Here is a 13,804-nt window from a genome sequence, read left to right on the forward strand (position 1 = left end):
GAGCCCCGACACATGAAGGCGATGGCGCTGGCCGCCGGTAAAGGCACCCGGCTGTTCCCGCTCACGGGTGAGACCCCCAAACCGATGGCCCCGGTCGTGGACCGCCCGATAATAGAGCACATCTTCGACCTTTTGGCCCGGCACGGCATCGAGGAGGTCTACGCGAACGTACACTACCTGGCGGACGAGCTGCTCAGGGCCTACGGCGAGCACTCGCGCATAAACGGCATGGAGATACACCTCTCGCGCGAGGAGAGGCTGCTCGGGACGGCGGGGGGTGTGAAGCGCCTCGAGGACCACTTCGAGGAGACCTTCGTCGTGATCTCCGGGGACGCCCTCACAGACATAGACCTCGGGGAGCTCGTCGCCTTCCACCGCGAGAAGGGGGCGCTCGCCACCATCGCGCTCAGGCGCGTCTTCGACACCTCGGAGTTCGGCGTCGTGGAGGTCGACGAGGAGGGCAACATACTGGGCTTCCAGGAGAAGCCGAAGCCCGAAGAGGCGATAAGCACGCTGGCCAACACCGGCATCTACGTCTTCGAGCCCGAGGTGCTGGACTACATCCCCGAGGATACCTTCTACGACTTCGCGAAAGACGTCTTCCCCAAGCTGCTCGAGGCCGAAGAGAGGTTCGTCGGCTACCAGGGCAACTTCTACTGGTCGGACATCGGGACGCTGCAGGCCTACCGGGAGGCTCAGTACGACGTGCTCTCGGGCAAGGTGCGGGTGAACATCCCGGGCAGGAAGATAAACGGCACCCTCTGGGTCGGGGAGGATGCCCAGATCCACCCGACGGCGAAGCTCGAGGGCTACGTGGTCGTGGGCAAGGACGCCGTGATCGGACGCGGCGTCACCCTCTCCGGGGACGTGACAGTGGGGTCGGACTGCTGGATCCGCCCGAACGCGACGATAAAGAGCAGCATACTTCTCCCGGGCTCGAGCGTGGGAGAGGGAGCATACCTCGAGGACTGCATCGTCGGGTACGGCTACGACGTGCGCGCGGGCGAGACGATCCGGGGGGGCGCTCTGATCCGGGCGGCCCGCTAACCGGAGAGGAGTTCCATCACCTCCTCGTCCTCCACCGGGTCGAAGCGCTCGTAGTAGTATCCCACCGCCCCCATATCCTGGACCACCTGAGGACAGACGATCTCGTCCACCATGCCCCTGAGCCTCAGGTACCCCTGATCGCTCGCCACCGGCACCGCGAAGACGATCTTCCTGGGGTTTCTCTCCCGGAGAGAAGCAGCCGCCGCTGCCGCCGTACTCCCGGTCGCGAGCCCGTCGTCGACCAGGATGCACACCCTCCCCTCGACGGGAACGGGCTCTCTCTCCCCCCGATAGCGCCTCAGCCTCTCCTCCAGGGTACGCCTCTGACTCTTCACCTCGCTCTCCACATACTCTTCGGGAACCCGCAGGCGCTCGATGAGGTCTCTGTCGAGCAGCACCTTCCCCCCCTCCGAGACGGCTCCTATCGCGAGCTCCGGCTGCATCGGGGCGCCGAGCTTGCGTACCGCGACCATGTCCAGCGGCACCCCCAGCCGACGGGAGATCTCCGCCGCCACCACGATCCCGCCCCGCGGAAGCCCGAGGACCAGCACGTCCTCGCGCCCGGAGTATTCCGCCGCCAGAGCCTCCGCGAGCCTCTGGCCAGCCTCTGCCCGGTCGCGGAACCTGATCACCTGAATCCTCCTCAGGAGGGAGGCGGTTTGATGAAGCGGTAGCCGAAGCCGCGAACGGTCTCTATGAGCTTCGGTTTGTTCGGGTTGTCCCCGAGCTTGGTTCTGAGCCTCTGGATGTAGACGTTGACCGTGCGCTCGTCTATGTATTCATCCTCGCCCCACACCTGGCGCAGCAAAGCATCGCGCGGGAAGACCCTCCCCGGGCTCTGCGCCAGCGTGTGCAGCAGCTTGAACTCCCTGGGGGAGAGCAGGATCTCCCTGCCCCCCTTGCGCACCTCCACCCGCTCGGGGTCGATCTCGAGATCTCCGACCCGTACCCGGCCGGAGATATCCGAGATGCTGCTCGCCAGCTCCCGCTTGCGGAAGATCTGCTTGACGCGCGCCACCAGCTCCCTCGGGTTCACCGGGGAGCGCATGTAGTAGTCCGCGCCGAGTTCTATCCCGACGATGCGCTCCATCGTGTCCTCGTCCCGCAGCAGGGCCACCGTCGAGACCCCGGGCTTCTGGACCGCGGAGATCACACGAAAGCCCCGCTCGTCGGGGAGCCGGTTGTCCACGACCGCAACGTCGAAACTCTGGCTCTCCGCCAGCTGCCGTGCCTGCGCCCCACTCCCGGCCGGAAGCACCTTCCATCCTTCCCCGGCAAGGGCCCGGCGCAGCCGCAGCCTCTCCTCGTCATCGCCGATGACCAACAAAACCGAGGCGTCCAAGATACTAGAGCCGCCCTCTCATTCGTCCATCCTCCAATCTCTCCCCCAAGTATACCCACAACCCCCTCCCCGAAGAAACACCCACCTTGAGCAATGGCGGGTTCGCGGTTATCATTTGGAGCGTGCGCTCGTAGCTCAGCTGGATAGAGCGTCTGACTACGAATCAGAAGGTCGCAGGTTCGAGTCCTGCCGAGCGCGCCCCCAAAAGTCCTGCAAACCGCAGGAAGATAGGAGAGCCCCGGTTCTACGCCGGGGCTCTAGTACACCGACCGCTACACCAACACGGTTATCCGAGCGCAGCATCCATCGCCTCCGCGACGGCGTCCTGCACGCCCCGGGAGCATACGGAGCGCACCCCAGGAAAAGAGATGCTTCGGGTCGTGGTGATCCCCCACGTACCGGCAGGTCGCGGCTCCCTCCGGATCCCGGCGCATGTAAACTCTACACGGGGTCTCTCGAGCCAGGAAAGGAGCCAGCAGGGTGTCATCCGCGAGCGAAGGAAGCTGGGGACCGGGGGGCATCTACTACCTGCTCTCGGCACTCGGCGGGGCGGGACTCGCCGGGATCGGGGCGGCGGGCATGTTGCGTCCCGGCTACATGGCGCGGTGGTTCGGGCTCCCTCCCGACCGCCCCGAGGATGGGGGGTTCGTGCGGGTGGCCGCGGCGAGGGACCTGGGGCTGGGACTCTCCGCGCTCACGATGCTGAAGCTCGGGATGCGCCGGCCACTGGGCATACTCTGGGTTACCGGGGCGGTGATACCAGCGCTCGACGCCACACTGGTCCTGCTGGAGGGTGGAAAACCCTGGCAGGTTGCGCAGCACGCGGCTTCCAGCATGATCCTGCTGGCGCTCGGATCGGAGATGCTTCGCCAGCAAGACGACTGAACGCCACCCACCGTCAGGCCGCCTGCTCATCATCCGCACCTCCTGCCCGGGGATGACGCTCCCGGAGATGTCCTGCGATAGGTCTCCCCGGCCAGCCAGGCCGAAACGAGGCTGACGGTCGAAACGACGGCAACCAGGAGATCGATGGACCAGGGACTGTCCCCGGACCAGGCGAGCAGCGCCGCCACGAGGGGGCAGGCTCGCTGGCGACAACCCCCGAAAATCCATTTCCATCGTAACCCGCCGTGAAATCCGGTTGTCTCTGCGGTGAAAGATACCCCCTGGTGGTCTTGCGCCCCGGGGAAGCCCTGGCGCACAATCCTCCCCGTGTTCATAAGGCGAACAGGCAAGGAGGGGAGGACAACCCGGGAAGAGAAAAGCCGGGGTATGAGCCGCGTCGTGGTGACGCTCGGGGCGCTCTCGGCCTTCGGCCCGCTCTCCATCGACATGTACCTGCCGGCGCTTCCCTCGATGACACGCTCGCTCGGCAGCACCGCCTCGCTCACCCAGCTCACGCTCACGGCGTGCCTGGCCGGGCTGGCGCTGGGGCAGATGTACGCGGGGCCCGCGAGCGACGCGCTGGGGCGCAAGCGACCTCTCCTCCTCGGGGTCGCACTCTACGCCGCCGCCTCGGTGCTGTGTCTGGTGGCGCCTTCGGTGTACTTGCTGATAGCCATGAGGTTCGTGCAGGGAATCGGTGGGGCCGCGGGCATCGTGATCGCCCGCGCCATGGTGCGGGATCTGAGGTCCGGGGTGGCGGCGGCGAGGATGTTCTCGACGATGATGCTCATCAACGGGCTCGCCCCCATACTCGCCCCTCTGATCGGAGGACAGATACTGAGGTTCGCCGGCTGGCGGGTGGTATTCGCCCTGCTCGCCGCCATAGGGCTCGCGTTGTTCGTTGCGGCGAGCCGCCTGCCGGAGACGCTGCCGGCTGCAAGGCGTCGGCCGGGAAGTATCGGAGGAGAGACGGGGCGGGCACTGCGGGTCCTGGTCTCCGACCGGGCGTTCGTCGGGCGGGCCATGGGGTGTGGGCTCGGGTTCGCCGCGATGTTCGCCTACATCTCCGGGTCTCCGTTCGTCCTGCAGGATATCTACGGGGTTTCTCCCCAGACCTTCAGCCTGCTCTTCGGCATCAACGCTCTCGGTCTCGCGCTGGCCAACCAGCTCAACGGCCTGGTCGTCGGGAAGCTGTCGCCGGAGTGGTTGCTGATCCGGGGGCTCTCCGCAACTGCGGCTGGAGGTGTCGGGCTGCTCGCGGTGGTGGCTTCCGGGAAGCTGGGCATGGCGGCCGTGCTCGCATGCCTCTTCGTGGTCGTCTCGAGCCTCGGGTTCGTGATGCCCAACGCCACGGCGCTCGCCCTCACGAACCACCCGCAGGAAGCGGGAACGGCCTCCGCCCTGCTCGGGGTCTTCCAGTTCGCTGTGGGGGCGCTGGTGGCACCCCTCGTGGGGATCGGAGGCGCCCACACGGCGCTGCCCATGGGGATCATCATAGCCCTGCTCGGGACGATGGCGCTGCTTTCGCAGCGGATCGTACCCGCCGCCCGGCGAAGAGGAACCTGAAGAGCATCGGCCCCGCGTCTATCTGGCCGTCACGGTGTAGGTAACGACGGAGCTGAAGGTGCCGGGAGCATCCGTCCACAAAATTGCCACTGCAACCTGGTGCCTCACCCGCACGAATGCTCCAAGCGCTGTCCGATCACCTCCCCTCTCCTCATCCAAAAACAAGGGCTACCAGGGACCATCTCGAGTGTCCCAGGTAGCCGGTTGCACCACTGGCTCCCTCCGCCCCAGGTGCCCACATACGGGAAGCGGAGCTCGACGCCTCTACCCCTGAGCTGAGGTTCCACCGATCGTGGTGGTCTCAACGTATTCGGTTTTCGATCGTCGCATTATAGGTTAAAGGTCAGGGAATGCAGCTGGCCAAGTGGCTAAAATGGGGCCTCTTCATATTCGAGCACGCTCCCCCTCTCCATCCGGTTTCTTCACCACGACGTGCTCCATGAAGCGGGCGTTGGGAACGATGTAGAGGGAGCCGTCCCGGGCGTCGCGCACGGTGGTAGTGGCGAATCCTATGCTTTCGACCGTCCCCGAGACGGAATCCAGGCTTATCTGGTCCCCTTCGGAGATCCTCTCGGAGATGTAGCGGCTCGCGGCTATGTTGCGCGAGAGATCCCTCAACCCGAGCCCGAAGGCCAGCGAAGCGGTGAGCCCCACGCTCCCGAGGGCGACGACGGCTATGGCTATGAGGATGGAGACGTTTATACCGAGCATCGCTGCGGCCAGGATCGCGGCGACCGTCACCACCCCCACACGCACTATCGTGGAGAGCCCCCCGGTACGTCTCACCCCCGCGCTGGCGAGCCCCCGGCTGGTGAGCTCGGCAAGGAGCCCGGAAGCCGAGGTGCCGAGGAAGAGGATCAAAACAGCAGCGAGCGCCTTCGGCGCATACAGAAGCAGCTTGTTCAGCGTGGTGGCAAGGAAGTCCAGCCCGAGCGGACCGAGGGCGGCCAGGACGGCTATGAGGATTATCGCGTAGAAGATGATCAGGGCCACGAGCTGGGTGGGAGTGCGGTTTATGGCTCCCTCGCGCATGATCGAGGTTATCCCGACCCGCTCGCAGGCGTCGTCGAAGCGCAGCCTCTCGAGCACCACCCGCGAGCCACCTCTCGCCAGGATGGCGAGTACGACCCCGGCCACGAGGATCGCCAGCGCCCCGAGGACGTGTGGTATGTAGGAAAGAAGGGTGGATCCCGCCTCGCTCAAAGCCTTTTACCTCCTCGTCTCGTTCAAGAGAGCCCAAGATAATAGACAAGTGCCCGGCCGTAGGTTCCCAGGAGCCCGTCCGCCAGCTCGAAGGCCGCCTTGAGGTAGATCCTCATGGCCACCTGGGAGCGGATGCGCATCTCGAGATCCCGGGGAGGATCTATCTCCTGGGATGCAGCGGCGGAGAGCAGCACGAACAGCCTCTCGTAGCGTTCCAGCTCGCGCCTGAGCCGCTCGGAGCCTTCGATCGCCCGCTCGACCTTCCTCGCCTCTTCCTCGGAGAGCTCTCCGGCGAGATACGCGGGGATCATCTCGTGGACCTCTCCTTCGTTCATGAGGTCAGGATCTCCTTGAGCTTCGCCCGGCCTCGAAAGGCCCACACCCGCGCCGTACCCTCCGCCACGTCGAGAACCTGCGAGATCTCGGCGTAGGAGAGCCCTTCGAGATCCCTCAGTACGACGGCCGCTCGATGGTTGTCCTCGAGGTGATAGAGCGCCCGGTGCAACTGCTCGAGCCGCTCTGAGCTCACCGCGCTCTGCTCCGGGCCGGGCTCCGGGTCCGCCCCCAGCAACCTCTCGGGGGGAAGCTCCCGCGCGCTCTCCCTGCGGTTCTTCTTGCTCATGTTCAGGCTGACGTTCACCGCGACGCGCAGCAGCCAGGTGCGGAACGCGCTGCGTCCCTCGAAACTCTCCAGTCTCTCGTACGCCCGGATGAAAGCCTCCTGGGTTGCGTCCTTCGCGTCCTCGCGGTCGCCAAGAATCCGGTAGCAGACCCGGTAGACGGAGCCCTCGTGGCGCCTGAGCAGCCGGGTGAAGGCCTTCCTGTCCCCGGAGAGCGTCCGCGCCACGAGCGCGGCGTCGCTCAATTTTGTATCACCGGTATTCGACAGCTTTCACCCTTCTCGCGTTACCGGAGAACATCTCTCCCGACCGGTCGGCGTATGTTGACACACGTCTGACATTGTGTCTTCTGTGAAAGTGCACAAATACCTGTTCGTCCCGACGCTCAGCCCGAGCCGTCTTCCCTGCCGCGTTCTCCGTGGCAGGGGCGTCTCCCGCGCCGTACCTCGCCGGAACGCTCCAGGAAATCCTCCCAGGCCGCACGCTCTATCTCCCCGGGATCCGCACCCAGCGCGGAGAACCTGCCGGCGATCTCTCCATCTTCCCGGACGAGGAGGAAGATGTCGGGATCGCTCATGTCCAACCTGTAGCCGTGTGGCAGGTCCAAGCAAAACACCTCTTCCCGCAAAGCGCCTACAACACACATCCCTGGATCGAACCCCGCACGGGATGGCCCATCTGGGATAGACAGCGCTCATATACGGCTTATTACGGTCACATGAGGGCCTGGATCAGGGCCCCGACCGCTCACACGAAAAAATTTTCCTCCGGCTGTAACGTCCCGGCGGAACGCTCTGTCGAATCGGACAGAAGGCGCAAAACGAAACCAGGGAGGTGAGAAGCTCTTTTGGGCATCATATCGTGGATAGTGCTGGGGCTCATAGCCGGCGCCATAGCGAAGTGGATCATGCCGGGAAGAGACCCGGGTGGGATCGTGGTCACGATCGTCATCGGCATCGTCGGGGCGATCATAGGAGGGGCCATCGTCGGAGCGCTCGGAGGTCCGGGGGTGAGCGGGGTCAACGTGGCCTCGGTCATCGTCTCGGTCATAGGCGCGGTGATACTGCTCGTGATCTACCGGCTGGTGGCGGGCAGCAGGGGTTATTCCGGCGGCCGCCGGAGGTAGGGGCGTCCTTCCACCAATGCGAGCATGTCCACAAGAGGTGTAGGGATCATGAAGTTACTAAAATGAATAGTTGGGTATATAACGCTCTATCTTCTAAAGCATGACGACACGTAGATCGAGCGAGAAAGGCACGAGATGAGCGGACGAGACAGGGCCGAAGGGCTCGCAGACAAAGCAAAAGGCAAGCTCAAGGAGAAGAAGGAGGACGTGAAGGAGAAGTTCGGAAAGTAGCGCCGTCCGAGAGACGGGAGCAAAGTCGGGGCAGAGAAAAGGAAGACGAAAAGGAGGAACGATGACCGAGCAGCGAGAGAAGAACAGGGAGCAGCAGCAGGGCGGTAGCCTGCAGAGCGGCAGGGGCACGACCCGCATCGAGGACAACGTGGTGGCGAGGGTAGCCGGCATAGCCGCTCAGGAGATAGAGGGCGTCAAGATGGGCGGGGGTGGCGCCGCCGGGGCCGTGGGCAACCTGATCGGGAGCGTCTCCGGGTCGGGTGGCCAGACCCGTGGGGTCTCCGTCGAGGTGGGTCGGGAGGAAGCCGCGGTCGACCTCGTGATGACGACCGAGTACGGCAAGCCGATACCGCAGCTGGCGGAGGCGGTCAGAAGGAACGTCATAAGCCGCATCGAGAGCCTCGTGGGCCTCAGGGTGAAGGAGGTCAACATAGAGGTGGCGGACATCTACTTCCCGCAGGAGGAGCAGGAGGAAGCAGACGAGGAGAGCCGCCAGATAGAGCAGGGCAGAAGCGGCCGGGTGCAGTAGTCCGGGTGTCCGAGACAGGCAAAAACGACGACCGGCGGCGAGAGCTTCGGGTAGAAGACGAGGCTCTCCGCGTGGCGAGGGCGGCTTCGGATGCCGCCCTCGCCACGGAGGGCGTGGTTCGTCTCGGCCAGGGTCTGTACGCCGAAGCCGCGACGTACGGGGCCGGGGAGAAAGTCGTCGGCGTGATGGTCGATAAGGAGCGGGTGGAGGTGCACGTGGTGGTCGGCTACCCACCGCCCAGGTCTCTGCCGGAGCTCGCCGGCGAAGTGCGCGAGAGGGTGGCCCGCGAGGTGGGGAGCCGCACGGTGAACGTCGTCATAGACGATGTCGAGGAGGCTTCCGAGAGATGAGAATCTTCAACCGCATCCTCATGGCGCTCGTCTTCGCCGCTCTGACCGCGGCCGGGGCCTTCCTCTTCGTTTACTCCTTCGGGTTGTTCGGGTACAGCCTCTCCGGGCTGCCGCTCCGGGGAAACCTCTCCGGCACCGCCTTCTACTCGGGTCTCGAGGCCTTCGTTCGGGACGTGGACGGACAGAGCCTCACGGTGCTCGAGACGGTCGTGCTCGTGGTCATCGCCCTGATCGGGCTGGCTCTGCTCATCGCGGAGCTCAAGCCTCCGAGGCCGCGTTACCTGAGCGTGGGCGACGGCCTCTACACCACCCGCTCCACACTCGAAGAGGAGATCCTGCAGTGCGTCGACGAGGACCGGCGGATCCTGGAATCCTCCGCCAGGGTGAAGCCCCTGCGTAGGGGGAGAGCCAGGATCAGGGTCGAAGCCAGGATGCGCAGGGGCGAAGGCGATCGTTCAGAAGTCCAGAGGGCGTTGGCGCAGGCCGTGCACGAGAGGATCAGAGACCTCGGATACCCGCAGAAGATCGCGAAGAAGGTCAGGGTGGACGTCGGGGAGACCGATCCCCGTAGCGTGAGAAGGAGGGTGAGGTAGGGCGGTGAACATCTTCAACCGGCTGGTCATGATCATCTTCGCCCTCATATTGATAGCAGTCCCCGTGCTGCTCATCCTGATCGGCTACGGGGTGATCCCGCCGGCGCGGGTCGACTCCTACTTCGACTATCGGGCGGCGCTGCGCGCTTTGGGAGGGTTCTCCGTCTCCACCATAAGGAGTTCGCGCACGGTCTTCGGGATAGGCGGGATAATAGCCGCCGTCGTCTTCTTCATCCTGTTCCTGCGCGAGCTCATACCGGGCGTGAACCGTCCCGACGACGTCGTGATCGACGAGTCCCCCGGCAGGGAGGTGCGCATCCAGCCGCGCGCGCTGAAAGCCATGGCCGAGGGAGCGGCCCTCGAGGCCGGAGCCCTCTCTGCCGACGTCGTGCTGCGCGGCGAGGGAGACCGTAACAGGGTGCGCTGCACCATAGAAGCCCCCACGGACACGGACCTCTCCTCCCTAGCGCAGAAGGTAAGAGAGTACATCACGAAGGAGTTCGAGAAGCAAAACGTGCCTCCGGGTGAGGTCGAGGTGATCGTCAGCAGGACGCTCCAGACCTCCGGACGGCGCTCCATCGAGTAACGCACCTGAAAACCCGGAACTCAAAAGAAAGGAGAACGGCAGTTGAGAGCTTTCAGCTACAGAGAATGGGGAGCGATAATCGGTGTCGGGCTGGTGCTGGTAGGCACCACGCTCGGGGTCGGGATCACGGTCGTGGCCATAGTGCTCGGCATAATAGGTTATCTGGTGGGCAGGTTCCTGGAAGGTGAGCTCGACGTGGAGGGACTCCAGGAGAGAGTGCGCGGACGCGGCAACCGCCTCTGAGAGCACCCGGCCGGGAGCCCGGCCTCATGCGACCGGCGCCGCCTTTCTCCTCACCAGCTCTCGCGCGGCTCGCAGCGCCGGGCGGACGGCCGGGCGGGCGGGGGGAGCGAGCTCTACGCAACAGGTGTGCCCGCCGCGGGGCTCCAGAGCGCGCAAGACCTCAGAGAGCGGCAACCTGCCCCGGCCCGGTGGAAGGTGTAGATCCCCGCGCCCCAGGGCCCAGCGCTCCGAGACGAGGGGTTCGGCGTGGTAATCAGGCACCCCGAAGTTGTCGTGCAGGTGGACGTGGTGCACCATAGGCGCGGCGGCCCGGCACTCCCCCACCAGGTCGAACCCGTAAGCACTCGCGGCGATGGCCGCGTGCCCGACGTCCAGACACATGCGAACCGCCGGGTGATCGAGGACGGCCAGCTGGGCCGCGAGCGCAGACGGGCGCACGGCGTAGGCATACAGATCCCCCCTCAGCAACGAAGGCTCCGGATAGGTGTTCTCGACCGCTATGGTGACCCGGAGGCTCTGGGCGAGATCTCCGGCTTCGGCGAGCGCGCGCCGCTCGCCTTCGAGCTGTTCGTCGAGGCTTACGCCACCGTCGCGCGCGTTCCTGCGCAACCCGGCGTGACACACCACGACCCGGGCTCCGATCTCGGAGGCGAACCTCACGCTGGACTTCAGAACCTCGAGGTGCAGCTCACGCTCCACCGGGTCGGAAGACATGAGGTTGATCCTGTGCGGAGCGTGAACGGTGTACGACGGCCCCGTCTCGAGGAGCACCCGGCGCACCTCCTCCACCCTGGTCTCTTCCAGACGCCCACCGAGAATGACCCCGAGCAGGTGTGGTGCGACCTCGATGAAGTCCGGCTCGGCCTCCCAGAGCTCACTCACGGCTCCGGAGAGTTCCTCGCACCCCACCATGAAGCAACCCTCGAGGTTTATCCCCACGAGCATCATAGATCCTCCGCTCCTTCTCCTCTCGCGTGACCGCGCCGAGTATAGGCCGGAGCCGGAGACACCGGGTGAAACCCGGGTTAAAAGAGGGATAACTCGTCTTTAAACCTCGTCCTTCTCCTTCAAACCGGCGAGCACGCTCTCCGCGATGTCCCCCAGAGCTTCCAGCTGCTCCTCGGTCAGAGCCTCCACCACATAACGTCTCACCACCAGCTCGTAGCGCTCCCTGGCCCGCCGGGCGAGGCTCCGCCCGACCTCCGTCACCCGAACCACCGCCCCCCGCCTGTCCTCCGGACATTCCTCCCGTACGACGAGCCCCCGCCGCTCCATCCTGCGGAGCTGGTGGGAGAGCCGGCTCTTCTCCCACTCGAGCCCACAGCGCAGGGCGAGCGCCCTCACAGGCTCCTCCCCCGCCTCGACCAACGCCTCGAGTATCTCGAACTCGGCCTCCGAAAGCCCGGCCCCCCGAGCGAGCTCCCGCCCGATCCTCTCGCCCAACCGCACACTCATCCTCCGGTAGCTCTCCCAGAGAGCCGCCTGCTCCCGCGTGATCCCACCTTCCATCTTCCGGATTATAGTTGACTGATCAACCATAATGATAAAATGGTTGATCAGTCAACCTTGAAAGAGAGGTGGTGTGGACTACGCTCACACGGTCGAGATCGGGGTCTGTCTGAGGCCGGGCGAGGCTGCGCCCGGCATCGCGCAGAAGGCCGAGGGGTTCGGATATGACCTCGTGATGCTGCGGGACGACCCGGACCATCCGGGTGGCATCGAGGTGTGGACGCTCTCGGCCTGGGTCGGAGCCCGGACCGGCCGGGTACGCATCATGGCGGGGGTGAAGGATCTCGCGTTCAGGGTGCCGGCGGTGTTGGGGCGGGCTGCAGCGAGCCTGGACTTACTCTCCTCGGGGAGGGTACGCCTCGTGCTCGGGTCTGACGTTTCCGAGGGGGCGTTCGGCGAGGCCCTGGACGTGGTACGCGGCATGCTCGACGCGCCGGAGGGGCCGCTGCGCTACGGAGGGGAGCACTACGGCCTGTATGGTGCGCGCGGCGGGCCCGCACCCGAGCGTGACGTGCCGGTCTGGGTCGAGGGAGACGAGCCCTGGTTGCTCCGGCTCGCGGGATCGAAGGCAGAAGGTTGGGTATCCGGCATCCGAGACGCGGGAGAGCTTCGCGCCGCGAACGAGATCCTCGACGGTGCGGCGCGCGAGGCGGGGCGTGATCCGCGGGAGATCCGGCGGGCGATCGTGATCCCGGATCACTCCGGAACTCCGGACGAGTGGGTCGGGGAGCTGTCGCCGCTCGTGGAAGAAGGCGGCGTGCGAACCCTGCTGCTCGAGACCGGGGACAGCTCCGCCATGGAAAGGTTCGCCTCCAGGGTTGCGCCGGTGCTGCGTGAGGTCACGGCGAAAAGACCGTCCGGCATCCCTCCGAGACCCCCGAGGCGGCGAGCTGCGGTGCGTGCCCGGCGCAGGGCCGGCATAGATTACGAGCGCATCCCCCCTTCGCTCGCGGAGAGCACGGTGGAGCCGGGAGACCCGGGCTACAAGAGGGTGCGGTCCACCTACCTGCGCGGCGGATCCCCGGGTCTCGTCCTGCGTCCGGAGAACACCGGAGGGGTGGTCGAGGCACTCTCCTTCGCTCGCGAGCACCCGCACGTACCGCTCTCCATCCGCAGCGGGGGGCACGGGATCAGCGGGCGTTCGACCAACGATGGCGGCATCGTCATAGACCTCTCCCGGATGAACGCCACAGAGGTTTCGGACGCAGCGCGCCGAAGGGTGAAACTGGGGCCGGGAGCACGGTGGATGGACGTCGCTTCCGCCCTCGCTCCGCACGGATTGGCGCTGAGCTCCGGGGACTACGGCGGGGTCGGCGTGGGTGGGCTCGCCACGGCGGGGGGCATCGGGTGGTTCTGCCGGGAGCACGGGCTGACCATAGACCGGCTGAGAGCCGTCGAGATGGTACTCGCCGACGGTTCGGTGGTGCACGCGAGCGAGGAGGAGAACCGGGATCTTTTCTGGGCCGTGCGCGGCGCCGGGGCCAACTTCGGCATCGCGACCTCGTTCGAGCTCGAAGTCTGCGAGGTGGGCGAGGTCGGATGGGCGCAGTTCGTCGTGGACGCCGGCGACGCCGCCGGCCTGCTGGAGAGGTGGGGCGCGGTGGTCGAGGCGTCTCCGCGCGACCTCACGAGCTTTCTCATCATCAGCCCATCCCGCCGCAGGCCGCCTGTGGGCTACGTGCTCGCCGTGGTCGACTCCGACGAGCCGCAGGCCATCCTGGACCGCCTGGAACCGCTGGCCGGCGTCGCGCCGGTCTACGACCAGAACGTCGTCATCACGCCCTACGCGGACATCATGGCGAACGCCCGGGGCAGCTACCACGACGCGCGGGGCGAACCGAGCGCGCGTTCGGGGCGAGCCAGCCGGCCCTGAACGCCGTATGGGACGGCGGAGTCTACCGCCATCTCTCGGGACTCTACCTCAGCTTCGAGACCGACCTACGCCCAGAACGCCTCGCCGACGCCTTCCCCCCG

The 13,804-nt window shown here is 65.9% G+C and carries 18 protein-coding genes, 1 tRNA gene and 1 riboswitch; of the genes, 11 read left to right on the plus strand and 8 right to left on the minus strand.

From position 1 onward, the window contains the following. The first annotated feature begins 12 nt into the window (after positions 1 to 12). Positions 13 to 1,047, plus strand: a complete 1,035-nt coding sequence (locus AC6EKW_RS08915) for a nucleotidyltransferase family protein (protein ID WP_273886761.1) — start codon at positions 13 to 15, stop codon at positions 1,045 to 1,047. On the opposite strand, the gene AC6EKW_RS08920 is transcribed toward AC6EKW_RS08915, so the two are convergent. Together AC6EKW_RS08920 and AC6EKW_RS08925 are read right to left on the minus strand one after the other, a co-directional pair. After that, positions 1,044 to 1,679 (minus strand): phosphoribosyltransferase, encoded by a 636-nt coding sequence (locus AC6EKW_RS08920; RefSeq protein WP_498514212.1) that lies wholly within the window; start codon positions 1,677 to 1,679, stop codon positions 1,044 to 1,046. The two genes, AC6EKW_RS08915 and AC6EKW_RS08920, sit on opposite strands and share 4 nt — an antisense overlap. Before the next feature lie 11 nt (positions 1,680 to 1,690). Then, the gene (locus tag AC6EKW_RS08925) at positions 1,691 to 2,389 is read right to left on the minus strand and encodes a response regulator transcription factor (RefSeq protein ID WP_273886759.1); all 699 of its coding nucleotides are present in this window, start codon (positions 2,387 to 2,389) and stop codon (positions 1,691 to 1,693) included. 124 nt (positions 2,390 to 2,513) lie between these two features. On the opposite strand from AC6EKW_RS08925, the gene AC6EKW_RS08930 reads away from it, so the two are divergent. From AC6EKW_RS08930 to AC6EKW_RS08940, 3 genes are all read left to right on the plus strand, one after another. Further along, positions 2,514 to 2,587, plus strand: a tRNA-Arg gene (locus tag AC6EKW_RS08930). Between the two features lie 282 nt (positions 2,588 to 2,869). After that, the gene (locus AC6EKW_RS08935) at positions 2,870 to 3,274 is read left to right on the plus strand and encodes a DUF4267 domain-containing protein (protein WP_498514213.1); all 405 of its coding nucleotides are present in this window, start codon (positions 2,870 to 2,872) and stop codon (positions 3,272 to 3,274) included. 387 nt (positions 3,275 to 3,661) lie between these two features. Next, on the plus strand, positions 3,662 to 4,840 hold the full coding sequence (locus tag AC6EKW_RS08940; RefSeq protein WP_273886757.1) for a multidrug effflux MFS transporter: 1,179 nt from the start codon (positions 3,662 to 3,664) through the stop codon (positions 4,838 to 4,840). A 191-nt stretch (positions 4,841 to 5,031) separates the two neighbouring features. Next, positions 5,032 to 5,115: riboswitch (cyclic di-GMP riboswitch) on the minus strand. Positions 5,116 to 5,224: 109 nt separating this feature from the next. Here AC6EKW_RS08940 and AC6EKW_RS08945 read toward each other — a convergent pair. The 4 genes from AC6EKW_RS08945 to AC6EKW_RS08960 form a co-directional block, all read right to left on the minus strand. Next, positions 5,225 to 6,043, minus strand: a complete 819-nt coding sequence (locus AC6EKW_RS08945; protein WP_273886756.1) for a mechanosensitive ion channel family protein — start codon at positions 6,041 to 6,043, stop codon at positions 5,225 to 5,227. Positions 6,044 to 6,066: 23 nt separating this feature from the next. Beyond that, positions 6,067 to 6,378 (minus strand): anti-sigma factor family protein, encoded by a 312-nt coding sequence (locus AC6EKW_RS08950; protein ID WP_273886755.1) that lies wholly within the window; start codon positions 6,376 to 6,378, stop codon positions 6,067 to 6,069. Then, positions 6,375 to 6,908, minus strand: a complete 534-nt coding sequence (locus tag AC6EKW_RS08955) for an RNA polymerase sigma factor (RefSeq protein WP_273886754.1) — start codon at positions 6,906 to 6,908, stop codon at positions 6,375 to 6,377. Before AC6EKW_RS08955 ends, AC6EKW_RS08950 begins: the two co-directional genes overlap by 4 nt. Before the next feature lie 140 nt (positions 6,909 to 7,048). Continuing rightward, on the minus strand, positions 7,049 to 7,270 hold the full coding sequence (locus AC6EKW_RS08960; protein WP_273886753.1) for a hypothetical protein: 222 nt from the start codon (positions 7,268 to 7,270) through the stop codon (positions 7,049 to 7,051). A 240-nt stretch (positions 7,271 to 7,510) separates the two neighbouring features. On the opposite strand from AC6EKW_RS08960, the gene AC6EKW_RS08965 reads away from it, so the two are divergent. The 6 genes from AC6EKW_RS08965 to AC6EKW_RS08990 all read left to right on the plus strand — a co-directional run bounded on the left by AC6EKW_RS08965 (position 7,511) and on the right by AC6EKW_RS08990 (position 10,321). Further along, entirely contained in the window at positions 7,511 to 7,789 is a 279-nt protein-coding gene (locus tag AC6EKW_RS08965; RefSeq protein ID WP_273886752.1) for a GlsB/YeaQ/YmgE family stress response membrane protein, read from the plus strand. Between the two features lie 292 nt (positions 7,790 to 8,081). Further along, positions 8,082 to 8,549 (plus strand): Asp23/Gls24 family envelope stress response protein, encoded by a 468-nt coding sequence (locus tag AC6EKW_RS08970; protein ID WP_273886751.1) that lies wholly within the window; start codon positions 8,082 to 8,084, stop codon positions 8,547 to 8,549. A gap of 5 nt (positions 8,550 to 8,554) precedes the next feature. Then, positions 8,555 to 8,899 (plus strand): hypothetical protein, encoded by a 345-nt coding sequence (locus tag AC6EKW_RS08975; protein ID WP_498514214.1) that lies wholly within the window; start codon positions 8,555 to 8,557, stop codon positions 8,897 to 8,899. Continuing rightward, positions 8,896 to 9,492: an Asp23/Gls24 family envelope stress response protein gene (locus AC6EKW_RS08980; protein WP_498514215.1), complete on the plus strand. Its 597-nt coding sequence runs from the start codon at positions 8,896 to 8,898 to the stop codon at positions 9,490 to 9,492. The genes AC6EKW_RS08975 and AC6EKW_RS08980 overlap by 4 nt, the downstream gene beginning before the upstream one ends. A gap of 4 nt (positions 9,493 to 9,496) precedes the next feature. Next, positions 9,497 to 10,078 carry an Asp23/Gls24 family envelope stress response protein gene (locus AC6EKW_RS08985; RefSeq protein WP_273886748.1) on the plus strand — a complete coding sequence of 194 codons (582 nt, stop codon included), beginning with the start codon at positions 9,497 to 9,499 and terminating at the stop codon, positions 10,076 to 10,078. A gap of 42 nt (positions 10,079 to 10,120) precedes the next feature. Beyond that, on the plus strand, positions 10,121 to 10,321 hold the full coding sequence (locus tag AC6EKW_RS08990) for a hypothetical protein (protein WP_273886747.1): 201 nt from the start codon (positions 10,121 to 10,123) through the stop codon (positions 10,319 to 10,321). A 24-nt stretch (positions 10,322 to 10,345) separates the two neighbouring features. On the opposite strand, the gene AC6EKW_RS08995 is transcribed toward AC6EKW_RS08990, so the two are convergent. Both AC6EKW_RS08995 and AC6EKW_RS09000 read right to left on the minus strand, forming a co-directional pair. Beyond that, positions 10,346 to 11,269: a sugar phosphate isomerase/epimerase family protein gene (locus AC6EKW_RS08995; protein WP_273886746.1), complete on the minus strand. Its 924-nt coding sequence runs from the start codon at positions 11,267 to 11,269 to the stop codon at positions 10,346 to 10,348. Between the two features lie 99 nt (positions 11,270 to 11,368). Next, the gene (locus tag AC6EKW_RS09000) at positions 11,369 to 11,776 is read right to left on the minus strand and encodes a MarR family winged helix-turn-helix transcriptional regulator (protein ID WP_273886745.1); all 408 of its coding nucleotides are present in this window, start codon (positions 11,774 to 11,776) and stop codon (positions 11,369 to 11,371) included. A gap of 127 nt (positions 11,777 to 11,903) precedes the next feature. On the opposite strand from AC6EKW_RS09000, the gene AC6EKW_RS09005 reads away from it, so the two are divergent. Then, entirely contained in the window at positions 11,904 to 13,703 is a 1,800-nt protein-coding gene (locus AC6EKW_RS09005) for an LLM class flavin-dependent oxidoreductase (RefSeq protein WP_498514216.1), read from the plus strand. Positions 13,704 to 13,804 lie beyond the last annotated feature (101 nt).

The sequence above is a fragment of the Rubrobacter sp. M3-4 genome, assembly GCF_059772285.1.

Excerpts from the sequence above, each read along its gene's own strand:
- AC6EKW_RS08980 (WP_498514215.1), top strand. The coding sequence starts at position 8,896 with ATGAGAATCTTCAACCGCATCCTCATGGCGCTCGTCTTCGCCGCTCTG.
- AC6EKW_RS08915 (WP_273886761.1), top strand. The coding sequence starts at position 13 with ATGAAGGCGATGGCGCTGGCCGCCGGTAAAGGCACCCGGCTGTTCCCG.
- AC6EKW_RS09000 (WP_273886745.1), bottom strand. The coding sequence starts at position 11,776 with ATGAGTGTGCGGTTGGGCGAGAGGATCGGGCGGGAGCTCGCTCGGGGG.
- AC6EKW_RS08995 (WP_273886746.1), bottom strand. The coding sequence starts at position 11,269 with ATGATGCTCGTGGGGATAAACCTCGAGGGTTGCTTCATGGTGGGGTGC.
- AC6EKW_RS08950 (WP_273886755.1), bottom strand. The coding sequence starts at position 6,378 with ATGAACGAAGGAGAGGTCCACGAGATGATCCCCGCGTATCTCGCCGGA.
- AC6EKW_RS08970 (WP_273886751.1), top strand. The coding sequence starts at position 8,082 with ATGACCGAGCAGCGAGAGAAGAACAGGGAGCAGCAGCAGGGCGGTAGC.
- AC6EKW_RS08940 (WP_273886757.1), top strand. The coding sequence starts at position 3,662 with ATGAGCCGCGTCGTGGTGACGCTCGGGGCGCTCTCGGCCTTCGGCCCG.